Source organism: Dactylosporangium sucinum (assembly GCF_014647515.1).
GTDB lineage: Bacteria > Actinomycetota > Actinomycetes > Mycobacteriales > Micromonosporaceae > Dactylosporangium > Dactylosporangium sucinum.
In genome coordinates this window covers 100,789-126,937 of record NZ_BMPI01000010.1, presented here as the reverse complement: position 1 = coordinate 126,937, position 26,149 = coordinate 100,789, and the positions used below count along the sequence as shown (strand labels likewise).

The 26,149-nt window shown below is 71.0% G+C and carries 29 protein-coding genes and 1 pseudogene; 13 read left to right on the top strand and 17 right to left on the bottom strand.

The genetic code is table 11. The annotated features are described in order from the left end of the window. From IEZ31_RS12710 to IEZ31_RS12640, 15 genes and pseudogenes are all read right to left on the bottom strand, one after another. Positions 1 to 641: hypothetical protein (locus IEZ31_RS12710; RefSeq protein ID WP_190250010.1), on the bottom strand; the 641-nt coding region annotated here is incomplete at its 3' end. Positions 642 to 990: 349 nt separating this feature from the next. After that, positions 991 to 1,407, bottom strand: a pseudogene (locus tag IEZ31_RS12705) ((deoxy)nucleoside triphosphate pyrophosphohydrolase); the annotation flags it as partial. 18 nt (positions 1,408 to 1,425) lie between these two features. Next, complete coding sequence (locus IEZ31_RS12700; protein ID WP_229834817.1) at positions 1,426 to 2,040, bottom strand: 3'-5' exonuclease; 615 nt, start codon at positions 2,038 to 2,040, stop codon at positions 1,426 to 1,428. Between the two features lie 101 nt (positions 2,041 to 2,141). Further along, positions 2,142 to 3,401 (bottom strand): radical SAM family protein, encoded by a 1,260-nt coding sequence (locus tag IEZ31_RS12695; RefSeq protein WP_190250008.1) that lies wholly within the window; start codon positions 3,399 to 3,401, stop codon positions 2,142 to 2,144. After that, positions 3,398 to 3,982: a nucleoside-diphosphate kinase gene (locus IEZ31_RS12690; RefSeq protein ID WP_190250007.1), complete on the bottom strand. Its 585-nt coding sequence runs from the start codon at positions 3,980 to 3,982 to the stop codon at positions 3,398 to 3,400. Before IEZ31_RS12690 ends, IEZ31_RS12695 begins: the two co-directional genes overlap by 4 nt. Continuing rightward, positions 3,979 to 4,998 (bottom strand): thymidylate synthase, encoded by a 1,020-nt coding sequence (locus IEZ31_RS12685; protein WP_190250006.1) that lies wholly within the window; start codon positions 4,996 to 4,998, stop codon positions 3,979 to 3,981. The genes IEZ31_RS12690 and IEZ31_RS12685 overlap by 4 nt, the downstream gene beginning before the upstream one ends. Before the next feature lie 2 nt (positions 4,999 to 5,000). After that, positions 5,001 to 6,077, bottom strand: a complete 1,077-nt coding sequence (locus IEZ31_RS12680; RefSeq protein ID WP_229834815.1) for a CgeB family protein — start codon at positions 6,075 to 6,077, stop codon at positions 5,001 to 5,003. Positions 6,078 to 6,431: 354 nt separating this feature from the next. Next, positions 6,432 to 7,094 (bottom strand): hypothetical protein, encoded by a 663-nt coding sequence (locus IEZ31_RS12675; protein WP_190250005.1) that lies wholly within the window; start codon positions 7,092 to 7,094, stop codon positions 6,432 to 6,434. Next, entirely contained in the window at positions 7,091 to 7,519 is a 429-nt protein-coding gene (speD, locus tag IEZ31_RS12670; protein WP_190250004.1) for an S-adenosylmethionine decarboxylase, read from the bottom strand. Before speD ends, IEZ31_RS12675 begins: the two co-directional genes overlap by 4 nt. Next, entirely contained in the window at positions 7,519 to 8,103 is a 585-nt protein-coding gene (locus IEZ31_RS12665) for a hypothetical protein (RefSeq protein WP_229834812.1), read from the bottom strand. Before IEZ31_RS12665 ends, speD begins: the two co-directional genes overlap by 1 nt. Then, positions 8,100 to 9,275: a helix-turn-helix domain-containing protein gene (locus tag IEZ31_RS12660; protein WP_190250003.1), complete on the bottom strand. Its 1,176-nt coding sequence runs from the start codon at positions 9,273 to 9,275 to the stop codon at positions 8,100 to 8,102. The genes IEZ31_RS12665 and IEZ31_RS12660 overlap by 4 nt, the downstream gene beginning before the upstream one ends. Beyond that, on the bottom strand, positions 9,272 to 10,156 hold the full coding sequence (locus IEZ31_RS12655) for a hypothetical protein (protein WP_190250002.1): 885 nt from the start codon (positions 10,154 to 10,156) through the stop codon (positions 9,272 to 9,274). Before IEZ31_RS12655 ends, IEZ31_RS12660 begins: the two co-directional genes overlap by 4 nt. A gap of 654 nt (positions 10,157 to 10,810) precedes the next feature. Next, entirely contained in the window at positions 10,811 to 11,005 is a 195-nt protein-coding gene (locus tag IEZ31_RS12650) for a hypothetical protein (RefSeq protein WP_190250001.1), read from the bottom strand. Positions 11,006 to 11,213: 208 nt separating this feature from the next. Beyond that, complete coding sequence (locus tag IEZ31_RS12645; protein ID WP_190250000.1) at positions 11,214 to 11,408, bottom strand: hypothetical protein; 195 nt, start codon at positions 11,406 to 11,408, stop codon at positions 11,214 to 11,216. 499 nt (positions 11,409 to 11,907) lie between these two features. After that, complete coding sequence (locus IEZ31_RS12640) at positions 11,908 to 12,468, bottom strand: hypothetical protein (protein ID WP_190249999.1); 561 nt, start codon at positions 12,466 to 12,468, stop codon at positions 11,908 to 11,910. A 328-nt stretch (positions 12,469 to 12,796) separates the two neighbouring features. Here IEZ31_RS12640 and IEZ31_RS12635 point away from each other — a divergent pair, with 328 nt between their 5' ends. The 3 genes from IEZ31_RS12635 to IEZ31_RS12625 all read left to right on the top strand — a co-directional run bounded on the left by IEZ31_RS12635 (position 12,797) and on the right by IEZ31_RS12625 (position 14,970). After that, the gene (locus IEZ31_RS12635) at positions 12,797 to 13,660 is read left to right on the top strand and encodes a helix-turn-helix domain-containing protein (RefSeq protein ID WP_268241659.1); all 864 of its coding nucleotides are present in this window, start codon (positions 12,797 to 12,799) and stop codon (positions 13,658 to 13,660) included. Then, entirely contained in the window at positions 13,644 to 13,844 is a 201-nt protein-coding gene (locus IEZ31_RS12630) for a DUF397 domain-containing protein (protein ID WP_190250092.1), read from the top strand. Before IEZ31_RS12635 ends, IEZ31_RS12630 begins: the two co-directional genes overlap by 17 nt. 805 nt (positions 13,845 to 14,649) lie before the next feature. Further along, the gene (locus IEZ31_RS12625) at positions 14,650 to 14,970 is read left to right on the top strand and encodes a hypothetical protein (protein ID WP_190249997.1); all 321 of its coding nucleotides are present in this window, start codon (positions 14,650 to 14,652) and stop codon (positions 14,968 to 14,970) included. Positions 14,971 to 15,030: 60 nt separating this feature from the next. Here IEZ31_RS12625 and IEZ31_RS12620 read toward each other — a convergent pair whose 3' ends face one another. Further along, entirely contained in the window at positions 15,031 to 15,276 is a 246-nt protein-coding gene (locus tag IEZ31_RS12620) for a hypothetical protein (protein ID WP_190249996.1), read from the bottom strand. 638 nt (positions 15,277 to 15,914) lie between these two features. Further along, on the bottom strand, positions 15,915 to 16,835 hold the full coding sequence (locus tag IEZ31_RS12615; RefSeq protein WP_190249995.1) for a site-specific integrase: 921 nt from the start codon (positions 16,833 to 16,835) through the stop codon (positions 15,915 to 15,917). Positions 16,836 to 16,923: 88 nt separating this feature from the next. On the opposite strand from IEZ31_RS12615, the gene IEZ31_RS12610 reads away from it, so the two are divergent. The 10 genes from IEZ31_RS12610 (at position 16,924) to IEZ31_RS12565 (ending at position 26,105) form a co-directional block, all read left to right on the top strand. Then, a complete protein-coding gene (locus IEZ31_RS12610; RefSeq protein ID WP_190249994.1) occupies positions 16,924 to 17,184 on the top strand; it encodes a hypothetical protein in 261 nt (86 codons plus the stop codon). Beyond that, positions 17,181 to 17,606, top strand: coding sequence for a hypothetical protein (locus tag IEZ31_RS12605; protein WP_190249993.1), 426 nt, complete (start codon positions 17,181 to 17,183; stop codon positions 17,604 to 17,606). Before IEZ31_RS12610 ends, IEZ31_RS12605 begins: the two co-directional genes overlap by 4 nt. Before the next feature lie 125 nt (positions 17,607 to 17,731). After that, positions 17,732 to 17,965, top strand: a complete 234-nt coding sequence (locus IEZ31_RS12600) for a hypothetical protein (protein ID WP_190249992.1) — start codon at positions 17,732 to 17,734, stop codon at positions 17,963 to 17,965. 84 nt (positions 17,966 to 18,049) lie between these two features. After that, positions 18,050 to 18,823, top strand: coding sequence for a DUF1643 domain-containing protein (locus IEZ31_RS12595; protein ID WP_229834809.1), 774 nt, complete (start codon positions 18,050 to 18,052; stop codon positions 18,821 to 18,823). After that, positions 18,820 to 19,185 (top strand): hypothetical protein, encoded by a 366-nt coding sequence (locus IEZ31_RS12590; RefSeq protein ID WP_190249991.1) that lies wholly within the window; start codon positions 18,820 to 18,822, stop codon positions 19,183 to 19,185. Before IEZ31_RS12595 ends, IEZ31_RS12590 begins: the two co-directional genes overlap by 4 nt. Beyond that, positions 19,185 to 22,010, top strand: coding sequence for a Hint domain-containing homing endonuclease (locus IEZ31_RS12585; RefSeq protein WP_190249990.1), 2,826 nt, complete (start codon positions 19,185 to 19,187; stop codon positions 22,008 to 22,010). Before IEZ31_RS12590 ends, IEZ31_RS12585 begins: the two co-directional genes overlap by 1 nt. 12 nt (positions 22,011 to 22,022) lie before the next feature. After that, the gene (locus IEZ31_RS12580) at positions 22,023 to 22,331 is read left to right on the top strand and encodes a DUF5999 family protein (RefSeq protein ID WP_229834806.1); all 309 of its coding nucleotides are present in this window, start codon (positions 22,023 to 22,025) and stop codon (positions 22,329 to 22,331) included. A 137-nt stretch (positions 22,332 to 22,468) separates the two neighbouring features. Further along, positions 22,469 to 23,158 carry a Pycsar system effector family protein gene (locus IEZ31_RS12575; RefSeq protein ID WP_229834804.1) on the top strand — a complete coding sequence of 230 codons (690 nt, stop codon included), beginning with the start codon at positions 22,469 to 22,471 and terminating at the stop codon, positions 23,156 to 23,158. A gap of 42 nt (positions 23,159 to 23,200) precedes the next feature. Next, positions 23,201 to 24,322, top strand: a complete 1,122-nt coding sequence (locus IEZ31_RS12570; RefSeq protein ID WP_190249989.1) for a hypothetical protein — start codon at positions 23,201 to 23,203, stop codon at positions 24,320 to 24,322. 22 nt (positions 24,323 to 24,344) lie between these two features. Beyond that, the gene (locus IEZ31_RS12565) at positions 24,345 to 26,105 is read left to right on the top strand and encodes a hypothetical protein (RefSeq protein WP_190249988.1); all 1,761 of its coding nucleotides are present in this window, start codon (positions 24,345 to 24,347) and stop codon (positions 26,103 to 26,105) included. Positions 26,106 to 26,149 lie beyond the last annotated feature (44 nt).

Sequence of the window (26,149 nt, the reverse complement as noted above, 5' to 3'; positions counted from 1 at the left end):
GCGGCGCGCAGCTGCTCCGGCGTCGCCGCGTCGATGACACGCAGCAGGTGTTGGCGGATGTCGCCGTCCGGGATCAGGCGCAGCCCGGCGCCGTCGGTGACGTCGGCGGGGTCGCGGACGGCGCTCTCGGGGTACTCCATCCAGGATGCGATCGGACTGGCAGCGCCGGGCGGCAGGAAGGCCCGCACGAACGAGGCCATGGTCGGGCCGTTCACCTCGGACGCGCCGGCGAGCACGCCGACCAGCGTCCGCGTGGTGAGCCCCTTGGCTGTCACCGGCTCGGGGCTGGCCGGGCCGCGGTCGAACTGCGCGATCCCGGGCACGTTCCACGGCACGCCGTAGGCGGTGAGCCGCTGGTCGATACGCCGCATCCGGCGGGGCAGGACGGTCGCCTGGGTGCGGCCGTCGGCGGCGCGCTCGGCTAGGTCCCACGCCCGCTCAGCCCGCTCGTCCGCTGCGACCGGGACGGGGGAGTGCTGTTCGCCGGGCACGACGACGCGCTGGACCACGGCCCGCCAGGCCGCGCGGACCGTGGCGAGTGGGACCGGAAGCCCGTCGCCGAATGCCTCGCTCGCGAGGTCGTGGGGGCGGCGGCCGCGGTCGCCGCCCTGGCCCGTCCGTCGCTCGGGATCAAGTACCACGGCCCGGGCCGCTGAGCCGGCACGGTCGGGCCGTCGCGGATGACGACGGGCTGCACTTCGCGGCCGTGGTGGAGACGGCCCGCGGTGCGGCCGAGGCCGCCCGCTGTCATGGGCCCTTTCCCCCAGCAGTGTCCAGCGCCCCTGATCAGGTCGAGCGTCCAACACGGCGCGGCGGCGAGCTCGTAGATCGTGACCCGTCGCGGTGGGCTGTGTGGAAAAGCTCGTCGCTGATGGACGTACCTGCGCGATGTGCCGCGCCTCATCGGCTCCGGGGCTGGTCGCCCGCGCCGGGCCGCGGCACCCGGCCTGGGAGCCATGAGTTGATGCCGGCGGCGGCATCACACTGGGCGGCCAGGAGCAGGGTTGCTATGGCGGGCAGTACGGTGGCGTCGGAGTGCAGCCACGGCACGGTGGCGAGTTCGGCCGCGCTGAGCCACCGAAGCTGCCGATGTTGGCGTGCGCTCGGGGACGCCGGATGGCGCAGCACCGCGGTGTAGACCCGCAGCACCGACCGGCCCGGCTGGATGGGCGCGTCGGCGCCGACCCGACGACCAACGTCGACGGCTACGCCCAGTTCCTCGCGGCACTCCCGCTCAAGCGCCTCAGGTTCGGTCTCGCCGGGCTCGACCTTGCCACCGGGGAACTCCCACATGCCGGCCAGGGTGACCGGCTCGGCGGCGCGCTCGCCAGCGAGGACCCGCCCGTCCATGATGATCGCGGCGGCCACGACGATCCGGGGCGATACCACCTCGGACACGTCGACCATGTGGAAACTCCGCTCGTACTAGAACAGCGTCGCGGCGTCGGGGCCGGTGACGGCTGCAGAGGGTTGGCTGTGCAGCGGCTGGCCAGCGGCGGCGAGCACGGTGGACAGGGTCGGTTCGGACGGCCAGCCGCGGGCGACGAGCGCACTTAGGAGCAGGGCAGTTGCGGTCGTGTCCCACAGGGCTCGGTGTGGCCGGCCGCCTGGCGCGGCGGCGTTGGCGGTGGCGGTGAGGTCGAGGGCGTTGATCAGGCTACTGAGGCTGTGGGGGCCTGCGCTGATCAGTGACCGGGCGAGCTTGTAGGTGTCGAGCAGCGCGGCCGGCGCGATCGTCGGGCAACGGCGGTGGAGCAGGCGCCAGTCCACGCCGATGTTGTGCCCGACCAGGATCCGATCGTTGAGCCGGGCTGCGAGTTCCGGCTCGACCGCCGCGAGTGCGCGAGCGCCCCTGAGCGCGTCGCCAGCGAGTCCCGGAGAGATCCATGGGCGGGGTGCTATCGGCCGGCCGGGGTCGATCAGCGTGGTGTAGGCGGTGGCGGTGTCCGGGGCACCGTGCAACAGCCGGACGGCGGCGATCTCGAGAATCGCCTCCTGCGCGCCGTCCTGTGCGCCGCTGCCTTCCAGGTCGATCGCCACGAGCGGCGCCGCATGCCAGGGCCGCGCCGACCACGTCTGGATCGTTGGGTGCACCACGCTGATCTCCCGTTGCGAGCCGGTTGTCTTCAGTGGTCGTATCGTCAGTCGTCTTCGTAGCGGGCGGCCAGGGTCAGCTCCGCTTTCGCGGCCTCCACCGCAGCCAGGTCAGTTTCGCCGATGGTATGGCCGAGGGGTGACCGGCCGTGCGCGCCGTCGAAGTGCGGCGAGTCGACGTTCCAGATCTGGAACCCGAGCAGGTGCTGGATCGGGTATCGCTGCATCTCGGTGAGCCCGGACACCCAGATGTGGCCCTCATCGATACGGTACGGCACGCCAGTGAACCCGAGCCGGCCCAGCACGGCATCCAGCGCGGCGGGGGTCGGTGTGGTGTGCGCGGCAGCGCAGCGCCGCTGTTGCTTGGCGGGGCAGATGTCGCACAGGCCGGGCACGCCCCAGTGGCCGTTGTAGTCGGCCGCGCCGTGGGCGTATCCGACGCCGCAGCTGGTCTTGCGAAACAACGGGGTGTTGATGCCCGACGCCCGCCAGGCGGCGACGACCGTCGCGTCGAGCTCGTCGGACATGGTCTTGCGCCGGTGGTAGTCGTCGGGGCCGAACGGCAGCTCGACGCCGAGCGACCGCAGGTAGGCGTCGTTGGCCTCCTGGTGGTAGTAGCCGGTGAAGACGATGGCGTCGGCGTCCCGCCCGGCGTCCAGAACATGGGCCATGGTGGCCGGGTCGGTGTTCCATCCGGGCACGATCGGCCGCCAGTACAGCACCACGGCGGTGCGCTGTTTGTGCGCGGCGGCGGTGCGCAGCGAGGTGAGCGTGATGTCCGACTTGGCGATCGGTTCGATCCGCTCGTCGCGGATGCCGCTGTAGGTGAGCAGCAGCGTCACCCGCAGGTGCTGCAGGGACTCCAGGACGGCCATGTCCTCGGCGGTGATCTTGAATCGGGTGATCACGAGGATGTGGTTGGTGTAGCCGCGTTCGTCCAGTGCTGTCAGCACTTGGAACAGGTGGGGCTTGACGCCGGGCAGGAACGGGTCGGTGGCCTTGTTGAACACCTGGACCGGGGTGACGTGCGGTTCGAAGCCGGGATGGGTGATGAGCATGTCGATCGCCTGCTCGGTGGGTACGAGCAGGTGCGGGCTCTTGTCGTCGAAGTTGCCCCAGAAGTGCCGCACGCAGTAGCCGCAGTCCAGCGGGCAGCCGATGATGTGGTTGAGCGACAGCCCGGACTTGCGGTAGCCCACGATCGTGGCCATGTAGGGGTCCAGGCCCGCCTGCTCGTCGGCGGGCATGAGCGGCAGTTGCTTCGCGGTGCGCCCGATGCCGGGGATACCGAGATCGACAAGCGTCATGAGTTGCCTCCTGCAGAGCTGGGGATCGGCGCGTGTTCGGGGTGCAGCAGGTGGGCGAGGTCGGGGCCGTACCAGATGCCGAAGTCGCGTTCGACGACCCCGGCGTGATCGGAGGTGTGGATGAGGTTGTCGACGAGCCGCCCGTCCGCCATCGCGCGGCGCAGGGAGTCTCTGGCGAACCGGCCGCGGATGGTCGAGGCCGGCGCCGCGGCTGGGTCGGTGGGCCCGACCATGGCCCGCACCCGCGCCGCGGCGTCCGGGCCGTGACCCAGGGCGATGACAACGCTCTGGCCGACGTAGATTCGCCGCAGTTCGGCCGGCACATCCCTGCCGAGCTCCTCCGACAGTGGCAGCATGTCGTCGTAGTGAGCGAAGACCTGCTCGATGGTGGGCTTCACGCGGCGCGTGTCGACCAGCTGCACCGCCTCCTCGACCCAGGCCAGTACCGGCGCGACCAGACCGCGGCGGACGCAGTCCGGTTTGAGCAGCACGACCGTCCAGTCCGCCCACGACACCGTCCGGACGCCGCGCTGATCCGCGCCGGCCGCGGCCGGCACCGCCGCGGCGGGCTCAGCGCTCATCGCTGCACCGCCGCTGCCGGGATGCGGTCGGGCCAGCGGTGAGCGAGCAGCCAGCGGTGCCCGGGATGCAGCGCGTCGAGTACGTCCCGGGTGACCGGCTCGGTGGTGTGCTGAAGCTGCCGGTACGCCTCCAGCAGCAGCACGATCCGCTGCCAGTACGGGTCCACCGGCAGGTCGGCCGCCTCGGCCGGGGACAGGGCCCACTGATTGGTGCGGAGCGCTTCCTCGTGGTCCAGGACCTCGGAGATGACGGACCAGTCGGTGGCGGCCGGCATCGGATCCGCTGGGAACGAGCCGCCTCCGGGTGCGGATTCCGCCTCGGCGAGGATGGCCCGGACCTGGTCGAGGTCGGCGGTGTTGATGTGCATCGAGCCGACGTGGTGGGTGTAGGTGCCCACCGGGACGCGCAGCAGCCGAGCGGCGAACTCGAGGATCATCGTGAACGAGTACACGTCGCACAGCAGCCCGATCTTGGCATCGTTGCCGCGCATGTAACCGGTCATGTGCAGGGCGCCGTCACGCAGCATCAGCTGCAGGGCGAGCGTGCAGGCCACGTCCGGGTGGCTCGAGTCCTCCAGTTCGTCCGGCCGCATGATGATCATGGCGGCGCGTTTGCTGTCCCTCTCGTTCACCGTGAGATCCAGGGTCCGCTGGAACTGGCTGCGCCCGTCGGCGCCGCCGGGGGTGAACAGCCGCGGCCCGTACGCGGTGCCGGCCAGGTGCTGCCCGTCGACGCTCAGCTGCCGCAGCCGCGGCGCGTAGTAGGCGATCATGTCGAGGTCGTCGCGGCCGGCGACGTACCACAGGAACTCGGCGACGTTGAACACCGGGTTCGCGCGCCGGCCCGCCAGATACGGGGTGCGGGCGATCGGGTTGGCCAGCCTGAAACTGACGTTGGGGACTTCCCAGGCGTCCTTCCCACGGCCCACGGTGACGAAATGCGGCTCGTCGACGATCGTGCGCAGGACGGCCAGATAGGCGTCGGTGAACGTGGCGAAACTTGCCGGAGTGAGCATGATCAGCTCCTCGTCGCTGGTCCGGAGGCCAGCCGGGTGATGCCGGCGGCCCGTGCTGGGGTGGGGATGTGGCGCAATAACTGGTCCAGGGCGGCGGCTTGCCGGGAGGCGCGGAAGGGCTCGAGCCTTTGCAGGCACTGCGCCAGCACCGCGACGTGCTCGGCGGTGCCCTGGATTCGGCGCAGCCACTGCACCCGCTCGACCACCTCCGCACCGCCGGTGACCTGCAGCTGCGGCGGGACGAATACGTCCGCGGAGGCCAGCTCCGCGGTGGCCAGCGGCACGCAGCCCGCCGTGACGGCTTCGAACAGCCGCGAACTCATCGCGGCCACCGAGGCATACCGGTACGGCATGAGCAGCACCGTGGCCAACGACCGGCGGTGGATCCTCACCACATCCGGGTAGGCCACCCGGCCGGTGAACCGCACGTGCGGCCAGTGCTCGACGCCGGTCCACTTCCCGGCAACCTCGTGCGCCAGCTGCCGGGCCGCCGGCGCGAAGTACTTGTCGAACGCCGGATCTCGGTCGTAGCGGTTGCCGACGTACACCAGATCGGTCGGCCGGTTCAGCGCGGCCAGCGCGGCCGGGTCGGCGGTGTCGAGCAGCACGTCCGGTACCGGGCAGGGCAGGGACACCACGCCGGGCTCCTGCCGCAGCGCGAAGTCGGCCACGACAACGTTCGGGAGGTCGCGCACCGGATCGTCGGGCTGCAGCTGCCGGTCCAGGTCCCACAGCAGCGTCGGCGTCCCGGCCGTGCGGGTGTAGTGCTCTACCAGCTGGGTCTGCCGGTGCAGGTCGCAGGTATGGCCGACGGAGCCGCACGGCGTGTCGTTGCGGCCTGGCAGCCGCCACCGCCACTCCAGCACCAACGCGTCCAGCGGCGGTAACCCGTCGTCCCACCGGAAATCGGGCACCGGGTCGGACGCTTCGTTGCGGTCCCGGTTCCGTTGCAGGAACACAACGTCGTGCCCGGCGCCGCGCAGGCCGTCGACGACCGAGCGGCGGTAGCTGCGCGCACCGTCCGGGGTGTCGACTACGCCGGCGCCGAGAAACCCCCACATGCTGTAGCCGATCCGCACTGCCGTACGTCCTTTCCTCGTCAGTCGTTTCCGTGCATGCGGCCCGAGGGCGCTGCGATGGACGGGAAGTCCTGCGGCCGGTGCTGCTGCTCGTCGAGCCGCCCGGGGCGCACGTCGCCTGAGAGGCCGCAGGCAATGAGCCCGCAATGAGCCGCGATGCTTAGCGGCTGGACGGGTCTGTGCCCTCTTCGGTGTCGTTGTTGAGGAGCACTTGTGCCCGTTGCAGGTGGATGCACGGGTACGGGGTCATTCGCGCCCAGGCAGCCAGGCATCCCTCGCAGATGCCGTCTCGGGCGGTATGGGCCGCCACGGTCCGTTCCGCCTCGGCGCGGGAGCTCGGCGGTCCGAAGTCCCTCATCGCGTTCCCGTGTCCGGTACTGAGTTGTCCGGTACGGCGGCGGCGAGCGCGGGCAACGGCATGGTGAGGGCGTAGCAGCCCCAGTCTGTGCCGGTGGCCCGGCGCAGGACGCCGAGCATGCCGTCCTCTTCGAGTTGCCGCAGATGTGACCGTAGCGTGCTGCGCTGCACGTGCGCCGAGGCGATGACCTGCTGTACCGCGCCGCCGTGTTGGGGGTGCTGTTCGGAGCCTGGTTCGCCGCCGAGTTCGATGGTCAGTCCGCCGGGCTCGCGCGCATACTGCACCAGCGAGCCCGCCACCGTGGCGACCGATCCGCGTGGCAGACGGCGTAGGACGTACTGGCACCACACGTCGGTGTAGTCGTCGGCGCTGTCGACGACGTGGCCGATCGGGACCTGCAGCACCATGGCCAGGAACGCATCGTTGAGGGCCAGGAGTGGTGTCGGCGTCGCTGACCCGCCAGGGCTGACCCACACCTGCCACGGCCACCGCTGCGCCGCCTCCACCAGCAGCGCAGCCCGCCCGCCCGTTGGGGCGCCGTCCGTGGCGCCGGTCCACACAGTGTCCAGCCATGCTGGGAACTGCCGCCCTTGCACGGCGGCGAGCTCGGCATACTGCGGGGGCTGTGCCCCGGCGTCGATGGCCTGACGTGCGGTCATGTCGCCGCCCCGCCAGGTACGGCGTCCGCGCTGAGCGCGCCCCGGTGCAGCACTTGTGCCCTGTGGTGCTGTGCGTGGAAGAAGTCCAGGATGAACCGGGTCGCCGCGTCGGTGTCGAACGGCTTACACGAGAACACGTTGACGAACGCCCGGCCCGTGTTCTCGGCGAAGTGTGCGCTGATGCTGGATGTGGTGATGAGCTGGACCAGCGAGTACCCGGCCGCCTCGGGATTGTCGAGGGCGAAGCGTTCGCACACCGGCGCGCCGTGGGGTGTCATGCCGATCTCGTCGCACAGGGCGCGCGCGAAGTGGCGGATGTGCCTGCCGCTGCTGATGACCGCCTGGTCGCAGCCCTCGAGGTCGAGCACCAATTCGATGCCCCACAGCCCGCCTGGGGTACCCGCTTCGGTGAGCGCGGCCCCCATCAGCGCCGCACTCCTTGGGCCGCTCCGTTGACCAGGTGATCGCGTGGCGTCACGTACACCCAGTACGTCTGGATGTCGGCCCGGACAGCCTGGAACCCGCTGTCCGGGCCGCCGGCCAGCCGGGTCAGCGCCACCTTGACAAGCTGCGCAAGGTCATTGTTGAACCCGCAGAAGTCGAGGCTGATCACCCCGCCGCGGGCGGCCGCCTGCCGGTACATGCGGGTGATCAGTTCGAGAAAGGTGGTCGAGTCGGCCCCGTTGGCGATGCAGACGAACCCGCAGTACCACACCTGCCCCGCCGCGTACTGCTCCGGATAGCGTGCCGCGAAGTACTCCGGACTGATTAGCGGCATCGACTCCAACACGTTGGTGTAGGTCGCCAGCCCCACCAGCTGGTCATGATCGTCAAAGAGCCGCCACTTCTCCACATTGCCGTCCTGGCACACGTAGTAGAACTCCGCCTCCTTCATCAGATGCCGCTGGACGGCGTGCGCGTTCAGGACGGTGAACTGCTGCTCGTACAACTGCCATGCGGTGCCGGCCTCATCCCCTGCCAGCAGCCGTGCCACATCGACCTTTGTCACGTACCGCCCTCCCCGTTGCGTGTTTCGCGTGTCGTGCTGGTAGTCCTCTGCTCGGCGCGCCCGTTTCCGGGGCCGTCGCTGTCGTTGGTCGTCCCAGGCGATGAACGTCGTCTGGGGCCGCGTCGGCGGCTGACGCCCGCCTCGTTCAGGATGCGCATGACCGTGCGGTAGGAGATGCGGTCCGCGCCGGCGATCATGCGAATCGACATGCCGCCGCCGTAGCGCGACACGACGCTGGCCGTGTGGGCGTCGTCGCGCGGTTGGCGCGGCCAACCCGAAGGGCGCATCTCAGTCGCCGTTTCGACCAGGATCGTGTAGACCCTGCTGCACGGCAGGCCCGTCTGTCCGCTCACCGCGCGCACCGACGCGCCCTGCTCATAGCGCGACACCACGTCGCGGGTCAATGCCGCGCGCTGCTCCGGTGACAGCAACGCCCACCGCCCGCCGGATGCCGGACTGACTGTGTTACGGGGTGCCGTACGGGGTGTTGCGACCGGTGGGTCGCCCGCGGCGTCGCGTGCCGCCCTGGCAGTTGCCGATACCGATCGGGCAACAGCCGACGTTGGCACACCGAACAAGGGTGGTAACGGCATGGTCAGCGCGTAGCAGCCGAGGCCGCCGCTGGCGGCGGGTCGCAGGCGGCCGAGCAAGCCCTCCTCGTCGAGCTGCGCCAGCATCTGCCGCATCGTGGTCGACCGCACCCACCCGTTGGCCAGCACCGTTTGTGTCGTGCCCGCATCCAGGTTGATGATGAGCGCACCCGGACGTCGGCCGATGCCTGCGGTAGCGAGCGAGCCGGCGACCTCCGGCAGGTGCCCGCCCGGCCACCGGCATGACACCGAAAGCCGCCACACCTCGGCATATGCCTCGGCGTCGGTGACCGGGTCGCCGATCGCCGCCCCGACCGCAGCAGCCAACCGCGGGTCGCCGTGAATCAAACGTTGTGAGGCCGGTCCCGAACCGACGTCGACGATCGTCCACGGCCACCGCTGTGCCGCATACGCCACCATCGCCGGCGCCGAGTTCCGATCCAGCCACGCCGGGAACTGCCGCACCCGCTCCCCGCCCGCGCTGCCACCCGCGTCGGCCGCCATGCCGGCCGCTGCACTGGCCGCCGCCGCGCCGCCCGTCAAACTGCGGCTCGTGCTGGTATGCATCGTCGTGGTCGTCACGGCAACAGGTCCGTCCAGTTGCGCCCCCGGTTGGGTTGCAGGCGCACCGCGAGGGGATCGTCTCGTTGCCGTTCGCAGACGAGCGCATGCCCTGCGTCGACCGCCGTACCGAGATCCGCAACCTGCTCACTCAGCCCGTCGCCGATCGGTCCCGAGCGTGGGACGCTGGTTGCCGGCGCCTCCGGGGATTCGGCGACACTGCGGACTTCCTGCAGCCGGCCGCACGCGGTCAGCATGGCCACCAACTGACCGGCATACTGCGCCACCGCGGAATCCCAGCCGCCGCCCCACACATCAACCGAGACGTCGGCCGGGGTCCCGGTCGTGGCGTCGCCGCCGGTGGCGGCGCGGCAACTGCGCCACACCTTCTTCAGTTCTTGTACTGCGGAGTAGCAGCGCCCGCCGTTATGCAGCGCCGCCGCCCGCACGGCCCGCAGATGCAGCGCCTCGTCGTGCTCACCGAGCGCGGCGTAGTCCTCGACCAGGCGGCGGTACTGTTCGGCGGCGGCGAGATGGTCACCGTGGGTGCTCAGCACCCGGGCGAGGACGAGTCGTGCCCGGCGGGTCGCGAGGTGCCCTCGTCCGTGGTGTTCGGCGGCGGCGGCGACGCTCCACCGCGCCCACGCCACCACGTCCGCTGGGGCGTCGTCGCTGTCCGCGGCGATCGCGGCGACCAGCACGGACAACTCGATCACGATTGGGTCCGACGGTGCCGGCCTCGGGCCGGGGCCGGGGCCGGGGTCGAACTGCCGCAACACACCCATGATCAGCCTGGTCGCCGCAGAAGAGTTGCCGTCGAGCAGCGCCGCATACGCGCCGCTGAACACCAGCGCCAACCGGTTCCGATGCGCCTGTGCGTCGCTCATGGCCGCTGTCTCCACCCCGTGCACCTGCGTGTCGTCCTGATCTCTCACCCGCTCGTTGGAAGGCGGACCTACGAAAACGATGCGAGAGCGTGGATGGACGCCCGCATCAGCATCGTCGGACCAACACGGGCACCACTGGAGAGAGCATCACCCACGCTCAATGCGGAATACAACGGGTGAAAGTGAGAATCTCGAAATGAGTATTGGCGTGTCGAGGTTCGCACATTAGGCCAGTCTCAAACGAGACGGGCGAGCCGTTCAGAATGAGACGGGAGGTGTGTCCGTGACGGATTCGCGTTCGACGTTGCCGCGTCGGCTCCATCGCCGGGCGCTCAACCGAGATGCGTCATTGGGCCCGGAGCGGAAATCGGCGCCAGCCCGTACCTCGGACACTTCCCACTCGATGCTCAGCCTGGCGGCCGCGTGCCGGTTGGGCAGCAGCACAGAGCCGAAGCCCGTGCCCGAGCCGCTGAGGCGCGCCGGCAATATGCACCCCGCGCGTCAACGCGCTCTGGCTGTGCGCTCTACGCCGGCGGGTGTGGACGCGGTCGCGGCCCGGGCCGCGACGTCTGGGCCTCTTGCACCCGGCCCGGGCCGGAGCGTCGGACGCAGACGATAGTCCGGCAGCGCGTCGGGCTCACCACGGGCCGCGCCAGTCGTTAGCGGAGGTCAGGCATCCTCGATCTCCAGCACATCGCGATAGAGGATGCCGTTGGCGCCGACGTACACCGTCGGCTCGTACGTGACGATCGGGACGCGCCAATGAAACGAGGCAAGCAAGGCACTGACCACGTCCGCGCGGGTGGGGAACAGCCGATGCAGCGCCACCCGCCGGTCGGCCGGCAGGATGGCGTCAGCGAGCACGACCAGCGACGCGTGATCCCGGATGGCGTGGCGCCGAGCGCTGTGCCGATCCCCGCCACTTCGAGGTCGGCGGCCGAACCCAGGCACAGCTCAGTGGCTCCGAAGACCTGCTCCAGCTCTGCTGCGCTGAGCAGTAATTCGGCAACACCGATCCGCAGCTGCGCGTAGCCGAGGATCGCCGACGTGTCGAGCACGAACCCGAAGTCGGTCACGCGACGTTGCGGGATTCGCGATCGTTGGCCTCCGTCCACGCCTGCGCGTCGTCGCCGCGGCGAGCCGACTCGCCGGCGAAGGCCGCCTGGGCGGCTCGTAGACGCGCAGTGGCGGCCCGAACACGCTCCGGGTCGACCCGGAACCCGTGGGCAGCGACCACTTCGGCGGTACTGCGGGACGCTTCGGCCATACCTCATCCTACGACGACGACGTCCGGGTCGTACATCAGTGCGACGATTTCCCACCGGACGGGGTGGGCGCGATCTCTGCCCGGCTGTAGGCCCACACCGGTCGGGCGGCGGGGTGCTCGGCAGTTCCTCGATCCAACTGCAGGAAGACCCCCACCGATCGGCGCACCAAGATCGGTGGGGGTCTCCTGCCGGGCTCACCGCGGGGGACGGCTGCGGCCCGGGGGGTGTAGTAATCGGACGGAGTCAGAGACCTGTCGTGACCCCGCCCTGTCCTGGGGTTGGGCGCCGCCAGCCGTCGATCGTCCACGTGCCGATGTGCCGCTCGCGATCGGCCTGCGTAGAAGCCGCACTGCTGGCGGGAGCCGCTGTCCGAGTCTGGCTCCCAGAGCGGATGCCAGTCCGGGTGCTGGTCCTCGATGGCGTTGCACGCCTCCAGGGCGCCGGCCGGCCAGTTGTACTTCCTGGCCCACAGCTCCTGGTTGGGTCGGGTGTAGTCGGTCAACGCGACTGCCTGGCAGTGGTGGCGCGGCCGAGCGCGTCCTTGCGGACGAAGACCGTGCGCTCGCCGATTTCGCTGTCGTTCCAGGCGATGTGGGTGCCGGTGACCTGGACCCAGTCCGGCATGGGCTGGCTCTCGTGCACCTCGGTCACGCGCAGTCGGAGCGCGCCCGAACCGTAGAGGTAGTCCTCATCGCGCAGGTTGAGCAGGTCACCAATGCTGGGCACCTCCGGGTGGCCGATCACGCCAGGATCCTTTGATTTCCGGATCTCCCAGGCGTGTGGCGCTGGCTTGCCGTGTGCGCTGGTGGTGATCTTGCCGGACCCGAACCAGTCGATCGGTGACCACGGCACCCCGTCCCCGACGGCGGGTGCGGCCGGCGTGCGGCGTGGTAGCCGTTCAGCGCGGTAGAAGGTGGTGCCTGCCCGGCTGCGCGGTAAATATGGCCAGGCGCTGCCGCACTTGGAGCACCGGCCGAAGCAGTCGGGGCCTGGGCGGTGTTCGTTGATGACGACCTGCGCCGCATCCAGGACGGCGCTGGCGCCTACGCGTGCATGCATGGGTGCCTCCGTCCCGTTTTTCCTGCTGAGGTGGGGCCGCCCGCCGCAAACGGGCGGCCCTGATCTCTCACCCGCTCGTTGGAAGGCGGCCCGACGAAACCGATGCGAGAGCTTAGGTGGACGCCCGCATCAGCATTACCGGTACCAAGGCGGGCGCCACTGGAGAGAGCATCACCTACGCTCAATGCGGAATGCAACGGCTGGAAGTGAGAATCTCGAAATGAGTATTGACGTGTCGAGGTTCGCGCGTTAGGCCCGTCTCATACGAGACGGGCGAGCCGTTCATAATGAGACGGGAGGTGTGTCTGTGACGGACTCGGGATCGACGGTGCCGCGTCGCTCGATCGGCCGGACGCTCAAGGAGTTGCGGCAGCAGGCCGGCATGAGCGTTGAGGCCGCACTGCGAAACCTGGAATGGTCGAAGGCCAAGCTGTACCGCGTCGAGGCTGGCCTGAGCCCGGTGCGCCGGATCGACGTGATCGCCATGTGCGGCATGTACGGCGCGCTGCCGGAGATCACGGAGGCACTCGCTGAGCTGTCCGCCGAGACCAAGGCGAAGGGCTGGTGGCACTCCTACACCGACAATCTCCCCGACTGGTTCGAGCTGTACGTCGGACTTGAGGCGGCGGCCAGCCGCGTCCGGCATTACGAGCCCGGCCTCATTCCCGGGCTGCTCCAGACAGCCGCGTACGCCAGCGCGATCATCGCGACCGGGCCAGACATCACGCCCGAGGACATCGATCGTCGAGTCGCGCTTCGACTTGCCCGGCAGGCGATCCTCATCAGGACCGCGCCGAGGGCGCCCGCGCTGGAGGTGATCGTGGAGGAGGCGGCCCTCCGTCGACCGCTCGCGGACCGGCCCGCCATGGTCGAGCAGCTCGACCGCCTCATCACGGCGAACCAGGCGCCGAACGTCTCCGTGAAAATCGTGCCGTCATCGGTCGGCCCGCACCGCGCGCTGGTCGCCGGCGCGTTCGTGATCCTCGACTTCCCTGCGGTAGGTGCTCACGCTCCGGAGCCAACGACGATCTACAGCGAGAGCCTGACTGGCGCCCTCTACCTCGACAAGCCCGACGAGGTGGCCACCTACGAGACCGCTTGGAAGACCCTCAACAAGCTATGCCTGGACCGCACCGACTCGGCGGCCCTCCTGGCGACCATCCAAAAGGAGCATGATGTACGACCTGACTAACGCCAAGTGGCGCAAGAGCAGCCGGAGCGGAGACCAAGGCAACTGCGTCGAGGTCGCCGAGCTGCCCGGCGCCGTCGCCGTCCGAGACAGCAAGGACCCGAGCGGACCGGTGCTCGTCATCGAGCCAGCCGTATGGGCGGCGTTCCTGTACGGCGCGAAGACCGGCGATTTCGACCCGGCCTGACCCAGGAAAAGTAGGAAACCCCCGGGGATTTCCCCGGGGGTTCGTTATGAGCATCGGGTTCTTTCCGTACAGAGGAACCTGCACCGAGCACGGCGTCGTCGTACTGGACACTGCCCGCGCCCCCGGCGCCGCTCGCGCAGCGTCGGCATCCTCGCCGGCGCGCTCGCGTAACCTGGTCGACCACTCGGTCCCGTCGGCAGTCCACTGGGTCGGCAGCGCCGCGGGCGGCGCGCTCATGCTGTTCCACACCGGTCATCGGACGACGACGCGACGCCGCGTTGGCCGGATGCCCGCGCGCCCGGCCACCGGCGAGGCCGCACACAGCATGAATCCGAGATATCCACAGCGGTCCGGCGTCGGGGTAGACGACAGCACCGGCAATGTCGCACGCTGCCGAACATGATGTATAGCGATCTAGGCTGCGCGGTCGGCGACGAACTGACCGCCGACGATGGCGACGACCTCGCCCAGGCCGCGCTGCAGCTGGCGCTGCAGGCGTGGCAGGCCCCCTGGCCGGGACCGACTCCGCGTGGGACCGGTTCGGCCTCGAACTGCTCGACGTGCGCGACCGGCTGTACCCGCACCCGACCGTCGTCGTCGCGTCGCCGCCCGCCGACCAACCAGCCACTCGCGAGGCGGTGAGGACCCTCGTCGAGGCGCTGGCCACCCGGCACGAGCGCCTCGCCGCAGACCACCAGCGACCCCTGCCGCAGCGGCTGGAGCTCGACAGCGCGGCGGTCCAACTGCACTCACCCCGCTACCCGACTGGATCATCGCCGACCCCGTCGCGCGCACCCACTGGGCCTTGCAAGCCGTTCTCGCCCTCGCCGACGTCGCCGACTACGTCCGATGGGACGGCGAGATGCGCCACCTGCCATCGGTCGGCGCGATCCTCGCACCGCCCGAATCGCATCCCTACCTGGTGGTCAAACAGGACAACAACGGCACCACCTTCGTGATCAGTGACATCGAGATCCCCGGACTCACCGGCGTCATCGCCCACACCGCGCACGCGATCCGCCGGCCGATCGGAGGCTGGACCCACCCCACCAGCCACGACATCCCAGCACTGCCGCTCCCCGACACCGCCGTTCTCACTCGCCCGGACGCTGACCCGCCCTTCTAAAGCCCCATCCGGCGATGCCTGAACCACCGCAGAAGTGGGCCCCAAGGTCAGCGACATTGATCAAGGAAAACCGCTCAACCCGGGCCCCAAAGTCGCGCACATCTGGGCCCCATTCACATGCACGAAGCCACGCAGCTGTTCGAGCCGGCAGCGGGACATCGCGTCGAGGTGGCGGTGGAGCAGGTCGCCCGCCTCCATCCCGAGCTGCCGCTGCTCGCCGAGGCACTCGGGCGGGCGCTGCCGCACACGGTGGCCCGCGGCGAGCTGTTCCATAGCCAGCCCGGCGGCGAGCTGCACAAGCCCCAAGGCAAGCACCTGTTCTATGTTCGTGCGGTGTGGACGCCGATCACCCGGCCCAACGCCGCCACCAGCGCGCTCGAACGGGCCCTCGCCAAGCTCGAGCCAGTGGTTACACCGACGCGCTGCGCGGGTTGCCAGTCCGGGCCGGGCAAGCGTTCCCGCGCCCGCTACGCCCGACGGCCCACACAACTGGCTCTGCTCCCACCTCCGGGCAGGAACCCAGCGCCACACCGGGCAGATCTCCCACCCGCAGGCATTGAACGGGCCTCACCTCCGATGACGCAGCACACCGAGCCCTCGACGCCGGCGACACCGCCGGCGCGCGGTGGGCGGTGCAGCAGGCGCGGCTGGCCGGGCCGCACCGAGGGGACGACGAGCCACGGCACGACCTGATGCGCGCCGCGCACGCCGACGGACACGCCGCCGAACTACGGAACCTGCTCGGCCCTACTCCTGGCTGCGGCCGCTCCTGCCGGAACTTCTCGGCGCAAGCACCGCGGTCGGCTGAGGCCGCTCGCCAGCCGATCGGACACTTCGAGCACGCCGCGCAAGGGGCGCTATGCCGCCGGGAACCAGCCGGTTAGCGGATCTCAACGCAGGCACGCCGGCGAGAGTCCGCCTGTCCGGCAAGCCTTGCCGCACGCTCAGGGACGGCGTGCGGTCCGATGCAGCGCGGTGCGTAGCGCGGCGGGGCTCGGTGCCGGCGGCGGTACCGGGTCATCGGGGCGCCGGCCGGTCAACGCGGCCACCACCGCGGCGTCGGCGCCGGCGGCGATGAGCGCCGCGGCGAACGTCGCGTGCAACGCCGCCGGGCTCAGTGTCACCCCGGCCCGCTCGCCAACTTCCTGGACAATGCCTGTGACCGAGCGCGAGCTCAGGTGCCCGCCGGTACGGTTGGGAAACAGCGGCGCGTCCGGGGCGGCGTCGACGCGGTCCCGGACTTTGCGCCACGCCCGTAGTGCCGGCGTCAGGCGCGGGTGCACCGGGACCGTGCGCGGCCGCACACCGCCGACCGCGATCCGGGCGTCGTCGACCAGGACCGCGTCCGCGATGGTGAGCGACGAAATCTCCGCGCCGTTGAGACCGGCGTAGCGCATCAGCCCCACCACCGCCCGGCGACGGGCCGCCTCGTCCGGGCCGCCCGCGTCGAGCACGGCGTCGACGGCCTCAAGCTCGGCCGGGGTCAGCGCCGGTGTCGGGACCGGCGCCGCCGGGTCACGGCCGGCGACGGCGCCGCCGAGGCCGAGATGCCGGTAGAAGTCGTCAATGGCGACCCGGACCGAGCCGATCGCAGCGCGGCCCTGGTCGCGCAGGTGCTGCTGATAGCCGTCGACGGCCCGGTTGCGCCGGTGCGGATCGGTCAGCGCGGCTGCGGCGTCCGGCTGCTCGGCCAACCACGCCAGGAAGTTGGACACCCGCGAGCGGTAGACGCGGCGGGTATTGCCCGACAGGTCCGCATCGGCGAGCGCAGCTTCGTAGCCCTCGAGCGCCTGGCGCAACGCGGGCGGCAGCGCAGCCACGATGTCGCGTTCCTCTTCCTCCGCCAGCAATGACTGCGTGAGCATACCCCTCTGCTTCCGTGACCTCTGAGTATCGGAACACCGTGCTACGGTCGCCACTGATACGCAAAAGTATCAGAAGTAAGGAGGTGTGATGGGCGCCTTGGGCACCCTCACGATCTGGTCCAACACCCGTCTCGACACGAGCAGTGACTGGTCGACCGGCGAGCTGGTCGACCTGTTCCTGAACTCACCGCAGTGCCGGCAGCCCGGCGACCTCGCCGACCGGCTGCAGCTGTTCCTCACCGACCAGACCGGTCCCGTGCGCGGTGTGTGCTGCGACGAGGCCGCGCTGGCCATCCTCATCACCGCGCTGGCCGACCGCGAGGCGGCCAGCGGGAAGGACGTCGCATGAGCATCGACACCGCGCCGCAGGTGGCCGGCGCCGAGTCGCCGGACTCGGCTCGACGGGAGGCGGCCATCGCCGCCTGGCTGGCCGGCGAGGATCCGCCGTGGCTGTCACGCGCGGCCCTGCTGCACCCGGAGGTCGAGCACCCCGGGGCCTGCTACCGCACCCGGATGCTGCTGGCCGGCCTGGCCAGCGTCCCGGTCGCCGTGGGCGCCGACCTCTCCTACGCCGTCGGCCAGGTGCTCGGCGGCCACCGCTTCGACGCCCTGCCCCTCGGCCCGGCGTGGACGATCCCCGCCGCGCTCGCCGCCGCCGGCCTGTTCGCCCTGATCGCGCTGGTCTGGCACGCGCTGTGGCATCGGGCCGAGGCGCCGTTCGTGTTCCACGTCGTCCACGAGGAACCCGATCCGGCGCGGACGTGGCGCTGAACGCGGCCCGGCGCCGCGGCGGGTTCTGCACGGCGGCAATCACCCACCACGGCCCGCGAGCCGGCGCCCTCGGGCGGCGCGTGCGCGGGCCGCGGTGCCGATGCGGTCGACACGGAGGACGTCCTATGCGGCGGCGAAGCATCGAGTTCCAGCCCGGTACCCGGGTGCACTACCACGGCCATATGGTCGCCGAGCACGGCATCTACACCGTGGGGCCGCGCTGTCCGTGCGACCCGTGCTGGGCGGCCGAGATCGACTTCGGCGTGTACGCCGACGTGTACCACGTCCTGCTGCGCGACGGCCGGCCGGTGCTCGAACACGTCGACGAGCGCTCGCTCACCGCCCTACCCGACGACTGAACCGTCCGGGGCCGGCCACTGCCCAGTGACTTCTGTAACTGAGCAGTATCAGCAATGACGTAGGGAATCGGTAGGAGTCAACACATGACGACGGTCCGCACCCCCCACCACCCGGCGCCGCATGCGCCGGGCTGGATCACGACCGGGATCGGCCCGCGGCGCGTCGGCGGGCGCTACCGCACCGGCGGTGAGGAGTACACCGTCCTGGACGTGCAGACCGCCCGCCCCGACGGGATGGGCTGGTCGGTCACCGTGGCCACCGATGAGGAGCTCGCCGCCGGCGCCCGCCGCACCCACTGCACCCGATGGGACGCCGAGCACGACGAGGTGCTCCTGCAGCCCGCTCTGCACGCGGGGGAGGACCTCGCCGGCGTGCACCTGTCGGCCGACAGCCGATACCGCTACGCCCTGACCCGCGACTGGGACCTCGCCCGGCCGCGGGTCACCTTCGTCATGCTCAACCCCTCGACCGCCACGGCCACCGTCACCGACAACACCATCCGCCGGTGCCGTGGCTACGCGCACCGCTGGGGCGCCGGCGGCCTGCTCGTGCTCAACCTCTTCGCGCTGCGCTCCACCGACCCGCGGCAGCTCTACACGCACCCCCGGCCGGTCGGCGCCGACAACGACGCGGTGCTGGCCGCCCGGCTGCGTGACCCGCGCACCGACCGCGGCCGCGTCGTCGTGGCGTGGGGCAGCCACGGCAGCCTGCACGAGCGCGACCGCCAGGTCCTGGAGCTGCTGCGGTCCGAGGGCGTCGAGCCGCTCTGCCTGCGGGTGACCGGCCAGGGGCACCCGCACCACCCGCTGCGCCTGCCGGCCGCGCTGACGCCCGTGCCCTTCGGCGGCCGCCAATGACCGCGGCCGACGTCGCCGCGCTGGCCATCCGCATCGGCAGCGCACGGTACCGCTACCGCGACGAGCTGCAGCTGCACGACGGCATCGCCGCGGTGCTGGCCGCCGGGGGAGTGACAGCCCGACGTGAGGTGCCGCTCGGTGACCGGTGCCGTATCGACTTCCTTGTCGCCGGGGGGATCGGCATCGAGGTCAAGGTCGACGGCGAGGCTTTCGCCGTCTGGCGGCAGCTGCAGCGCTACGCCCGCCGCCCCGACATCCGCGCGCTACTGCTGGTCACCACCCGCGCCCGGCACGCCGCCGGCGCGCCCGCCGTCCTCGGCGACGTCCCGGTGACCGTGCTGGTCCTGCGAGGTGGACTCTGATGGCCGCCACGTACGGCTCGTTCAAGTACGTCCCGGCCGAGGCCGACGGCGACCGGCGCACCTACTGGGCCATCGCCGCGCAGCCGCACGTGATGACCCGGCTCAAGCGGGTCTTTCCCCAGCTGCGCCAGGACCGCACCCGCGTCGCGATGCTGGCCGATACCCCGCAAAGCTCCCGCGACCTGCAGTGGTTCATGGACCGCTGGCCGTTGGCGCCGGCCGACGCCGTCAGCCTGGCCCGGCTCGAGGCGCGTGCCACCGGGCACCGCAACACCGAAGACACCGTGCTGCGGATCCTGGAAGGTCACCAGCCGCAGTACGGCTGGCGCGAGCCCGCCCGGCCCGCCCGGGCCTACCAGCAGCAGGCCGCCGACCTGGTGCACGCGACCGGCCGGCTGCTGCTCGTCGACGACCTCGGCCTGGGCAAGACCTTCACCTCGCTGCTGGTACTGCGCAACCCCGCCGCGCTGCCCGCCCTCGTCGTCACCCTCACCGCCCTGCCCGCCCAGTGGCTCGGCGAGCTGGAGAAGTCCCTGCCCTGGCTCCGCGGGCACATCGTCACCGGCCGCACGCCGTACGACCTGGCCGCCAGGATGCCGGACAACCGCGACCCCGACGTGCTGATCATGAGCTACAGCAAGCTCGCCGGATGGGGCGACCACCTGGCCGGCCGGGTCCGCTGCGTCATCTTCGACGAGATGCAGGAGCTGCGCCGCGGCGACCGCGCCCAGAAGGGCATCGCCGGCGCGGCGATCGCCGACGAGGCGACCTTCCGGGTCGGGTTGACCGCTACGCCCGTCTACAACTGGGGCGACGAGATCCACACCATCGTGAGCATCCTCGACCGCGACGCACTCGGCACCCGCGAGGAGTTCAGCCGCGAATGGTGCCGCGGCCTGGACCCCAGCAACGGCAAGGTCAAGGTGGCCGACCCGGCCGCGCTCGGCACGTACCTGCGCGACACCGGCGTGATGCTGCGCCGCACCCGCGCCGACGTCGGCCGGGAACTGCCCGAGGTGATCCGGATCGAGCAGCCGGTCGACACCGACCACGAGCGGCTCCGCCAGCTGTCCGGCGACGCCGCCGAGATGGCCCGCCTGGTGCTGACCGCCGCCGACCGGCAGGTCCGCTTCCAGGCCGCCGGCAAGCTCGACATGCGCATCCGCCACGCCACCGGCGTGGCGAAGGCACCGTTCGTCGCCGGCTTCGTGCGCCTGCTGCTCGAGTCGGAGCAGCGCGTGCTGCTGCTCGGCTGGCACCGCGAGTGTTTCGCCCCCGGCACCGAGGTGCTTATGTACGACGGCTCCGTCAAGAACGTGGAGGACGTGCGCGAGGGCGAGCAGGTCATGGGCCCTAACTCGACGCCGCGTACCGTCCTGTCGCTCACCAAGGGCGCCGGGAAGCTCTACCGGATCGTTCCGAACAAGGGCCAGCCCTGGGTGTGCAGTGAGAACCACATCCTGACCGTCTGGAACGGCCGCCGGTACGAGAAGGTGACCGCCCGTGAATACGCGGAGGCCCCCGCACGCTGGCAGCGTGCTCGGACGTTGTACCGCGCGGAAACGGTGACCTTCGACGGCGAGCTTCCCGCCCTGGAGCCGTGGCTGATGGGCTACTGGCTAGGCGACGGCGCGGCGAGCCTGAAGGACTTCCGAGTCGCGTCGGCTGACGCGGAGGTGGAGGCAGAGCTGCGCGGGGTCGCCGCCCGGCATGGTCTCTCGTTGTCCGTCTGGGCCGCTCCGGGCGCGTCCGGTGCCAGCGCGGCGAAGCAGCTCGCACTCTCTTCTGGGTTGCAGGGACCAAAGAACCGCCACGTGCTGCTGCGCCACTACCGGGCGCTGGGGCTGGGCAGCGCCAAGCGCATCCCGCCGTCCTACCTGACTGCTCCCGTGGAGGACCGGCGACAACTGCTGGCGGGTCTGATCGACTCCGACGGGCACGTGTATCGAGGCAACGGCGTCGGCAGCGCGTCCTACACCACGAAGTCCGCAGCTCTGGCCGCCGACGTTGCCTTCCTCGCCCGGTCGCTCGGCATTGCCGCGTACATCGCGGAGAAGCAGGTCACAACGGGATATGCGACGGGAACCTACTACTCCGTCAGCATCTCGGGGGACCTAACGGCGCTCCCCATGCGGGTCCGCCGGAAGCGGGCCGCAGCCCGGGCCGGGCAGAAGAACGTGCTCAGGACCGGCTTCCGCATCGAGCCGGCTGGCGAGGGCGAATACCACGGTTTCGAGGTCGACGGCGACAACCTGTTTCTGCTGGGCGACTTCACCGTGGTTCACAACTGCTACGACATCTGGATCAACGAGCTGCGCGACTTCTACCCGACGCTCTACACCGGCACCGAGTCCCCGGCGGAGAAACAGCGCAGCGTCGAGCTGTTCAAGGCCGGCACCTCACGGGTGCTGATGATGTCGCTGCGCTCCGGAGCCGGTCTCGACGGCCTGCAGGACTACTGCAACGTCGTGGTCTTCGGCGAGCTCGACTGGAGCCCGGGCGTGCACGCCCAAGCCATCGGCCGGCTCAACCGCGACGGGCAGACCGAGCCGGTGCTGGCCTACTTCATGGTCAGCGACGACGGCTCCGACCCGCCGATGGCCGAGGTCCTCGACCTCAAACGCCAGCAGGCCGACCCGCTCGTCGATCCGGACGCCGACCTGGCCACCCCCGTCAACACCGCCGGCGTGGACCGCATCAAGGCCCTGGCCACCGACGTGCTGCGCCGGCACAGCCAGCCCGTCGCCGCATCACCGGGCCCGCCGCCCACCAACGGCTGGTCCCAACTCGAGCTGGTCGCCACCGCGGCCGATCCGTCCATCTGAGAGGAAACGCCCATGCCCACCGCCGAACTCGCCGTCTGCCAGTCCGCCACCACCACGTGCGCGCATCAGCCGCCGTGCCCGCCGTCGGGCGCGGTCGACCACGGGGCGGCCCGCGTCGTGGCATCGCACCCGGAGCAGGGATGGAACCTGCTGTGCAACGGGGTGATCGTCTTCGAGGACACCGGCGAGCTGATGCCCGACTGCCGCGTCGTCGACCCGCGCCGCGGGCCGGCCCGGATGCGCGCACTGGAGGAGCCGGGCCCGACCCCGGACGGGGGACCGGGGTCGGACGCACACCGGCCCTCGCCGGACTGCGCCTGATCATAGACCGCCGTCGTGCCGCGCCGGGCCGGTCGACCGGCGGCCGGCGCACATGGCGGCAATCGCGGACCCGCCGTTCCGGTCCTACACCGCCGATACCGTGCCGTATCAGCATCGACACCGATTAAGGAGACGACGTGCCGGACCCGGGCGATCCCACCACCGAACTGGGCATCCACACCTTCACCACCAAGCACACGATCCCGACGGCCGGTGGCGCCGCCGTCGACATTCTCGCCGCGGCCGCGCCGACCGCCGTGTCGACCTGGACGTGCAGCGGCTGCGGAGAAACCGGGGCGGACAGCCTCGTCGCCGCGCTGCTGAGCGCCGGCGGGCACGCCAGCCAGTGCGGCCGCGGCACCGTGCCGACCCGACTGACCGAAGCCGTCGCCGCGGTGGGCGCCGAGCTCAAGCGCGTGGACTCCAAGGCATCCACCCTGCTCACCCTCGCCGGCGCCGCCCTCACCGTGGTCCTTGCGATGATCAGCCGCACCAGCCTTCCGGCCGTCGCGGGAGTGGCCGGCTGGGTGTGCGTCGCCCTCATCGGCCTGGGCATCGCCCTGCTGGCCAGCGCCGTGCGACCCAGCTTCAACGGCGACCACGGATTCATCCGGTACGCGGACGCCGACGACGCGGACGACGTCCTCGCCCGCCTGACCAGCGACCCCGCCGACCCCGCCGCCGCGCAGCGGGAACACGCCCAGCAGCTGCACTGGCTGTCCCGCGCGGTCAGGACCAAATACCGGCGGGTGCGGCTGGCCGTCGACCTGCTCGTCGCCGGCGTGGGCGCGGCCGCCCTCACCGTCGCTCTCGCCACGATGCTCTAGGAGTGCCATGCTGACCGTCATCCCCGTGACGCAGGCCCGACCGTGACCGGCCCGACCGTGACCGGCCCGACCGTGACCGGCCCGACCGTGACCGGCCCGGCCGAGACGGCCGGTCTCGGCTCCGCCCAGCAGTTCGCGGCCGCCATGACCGCCGCGTTCGCCGGCCAGACCGGCAGCACCGCGCGCTTCGTGGAAGACCTGCGTACCCACGGTGTCGACGGGGCGGTGGTCACCGCGGCGGAGGACGCCCAGCGGGCCAGCGACACCGCGGCCGCGGCGTGGGCCCGCGCCGACCAGGTGCTCACCGCACACAAGCAGGTGGGGGAGGCGTACGCCGCCAACCCCGGCGCCGGCGACAGGGAGTTCATCGTGGACGACACCGCCAGCGACTCCGGACCGGTCATGGGCATGAACGCCGCCGGCCCGGCCCCTTCCACCGACGACGAGCAGCTGCGCGCCGACCGCCGCGCCAAGGCCGAGATCATCGTGCCGTTGGTCGACCTCGTGCTCGCGGTGCAGAACATCGCCGAGGCCCGCGACCGCGACGACGACGCCGATCCTGACGAGCTGCTGGACACCCTGATCGCGCAGGTCCGCAAGGCGACCAGCGCGGTCGGCCTCGGCGACGCCGCCCAGCCGGGAACCACCGTCGGCTACGAGCCCGGCCGTCACTACGTGTACGGCGACGTGCCTGACTCCGACGCGCAGGTGCAGATCGCCTCACCTGGCGTGACCTGGCGGCACGGCGCTGACGAGCTGGTGCTGAGCCACGCCGGGGCCTACCGGCACGACGACGAGCGCGGCGCTCACCTGGTGACCGAGGCGGGCGGAGGCATCGATCAGGAGGCCGAGCACGAGCAGGCGCTGTGGCTCACCGACGACAGCCCGCAGGCCGCCGACCTGGAGTGCTACACCGGACCCGGGTGGTACGTGGTCGAGTCCGTCATCGCCTGCGATGCCGACGAACTCTGCACCGCCGAGACTCCGCAGGACTGTGACGGCCTGCAGGTTTCCCTCTACCGCGACGACGACAGCCAGGCCCAGTTGGTGCACTACCGGGCCGACGAGACGGTCGTCATCGACTGCAACGAGTACGAGCTCGCCGACTCCGCGAGCGAAGAACCCGACGAGCAGCCAGCCAGCGCGGCAACCGGGCACGCCTGAGCCTCGAGGGAGGCGACGACACATGCAACCCCAACCCCCCGGCGAGGTCGCCGGACTGGGTACGGCGCGGCAGTTCGCGGCCGGGATGAGCGCGGCGTATACGGGGCAGTCCGAGCACACCGGGCAGTTCGTGGCGACGCTGCGGGAGCAGGGCGTCGACGGGGCTGTGGTGGATGCGGCCGAGGCGGCACAGCAGGCCAGCGATGCCGCGGCTGCGGCGTGGGCCCGCGCGGATCAGGTGCTGACCACGCACGGGCAGGTGGGCGAGGCGTACGCCGCCAACCCCGGCGCCGGATCCAAGGAGTTCGTCATGGACGAGCAGGCAACCGCCGGAACGCCGACGGCCAGCGCCCAGCAGCCGACAGAACCGGCCCAGCCGCCGCTGCCCGACCCGCTGCGCCTGGCCGGACGCTTCCAGCTCGACCCCGGTGAACAGTTCGCCGGGAGCGGCTCGGCGAAGGACGACGAGGGGATGATGATGCTCGCCGCCGCCGTGGACACCCCGGACGGGCGGCAGGTCCACATCGGCGTGCCGATCTTCGATGAGGACCGGAAGAACTGGCGCGGCGCCCACGCTCCGGAGCACGACGTCGAGGTCGACGAGGAGGATGACGGCGAGGAGTACCACGTCGACACCGGCTCGGCGAACACCGTGGTCTTGGACGCCGCCGACGCGGCCCGCCTGCCTGAGCTGGCCGCCGACGTCGTCGCCCGCGCCGCCGCGGTCGACAAGGAGTACCAGGGGCTTGTCAAGGATTCGGACCGGCTGCACGCGGACCGGGCCGCGCTGGAGGCGAAGAGGTTCGGCAGCGAGGAGCAGGGCCAGCGCAAGATGGACGCCGACGCGAAGGTCCTGCACGACGAAGAGTTCCAACGCCATCGCCGCCGCGACATGGAAGCCGCCGTCGACCGGCTGCCCTCTGAGGATCGGAGCCGCTACGACGAGCTGCAACGGCAGGTCGACGCAGCTGGCACGGACGCCTGGGAGCCGGGCAAGGACGCCGAGGCGGCCGCCGTGTGCGGCCTGACCGTGGCGGAGTTCGAGGAACTGCGCGACCTCAGCCGCATCCCCTGGCGCCAGCGCAGCGAGACGCAGGCGGCGCGGCACGACGAGCTGAAGTTCGGCGACGGCAGCGACTGCCTGCATCCGACGCTGCCGCCGCTGTTGGCGGAGCAGGCCGCGATCGTGTGCGGGCTGACGCTGGAGGAGTTCCGGGAGATGGAGGCGCTGGAGCGCATTCCGAAGCCCCACCGCAGCGCGTACTACAACCGCAACCGGAGGGTCCGCACCCCGGACGAACAGGCCCGCCTGGACGAACTGGACGCCGCACCTGGCGGCGCGCGGGGCACCACCGACCGCCAGACCTACAAGCTGCGCGGCAGCTACGTGTCGAGGCAGCGCACGCACCACTCGGCGAAGTTCGACACGGCCGAGGCCCGCGAGGAACGGGCGTCGATCGACGCCACCGCCCGACCGCTCGAGCCCGGTGAGGCCGCCGAGCTGGAACGGATCACCGCCGACCTGAACGCGGTCAACGCGAGGATGGACGAGCTGGGCGGCTTCGTGTCCGCGACAGCGGAGATCCCGGCCCGTAACGGTGGGGCCCTCGTCATCGAGGCGGTCCAGAAGGACGAGTGCGGCGGCGTGAGCTACAACGTGGCCCGGCGGCCGGCGGACGCCGACGAGGAATGGACCCCTGGCGCCGATGGGGAGCCGTTCGCTCCCACCGCAGCCGGCCTGCGCAAGGCCGCGGCCCTTGCCCGCAAGATGGCGGGCAGCTGAGCCACCACGCGGAGTGCTGACGTGGGCCGGGGCTTTACTGGCCC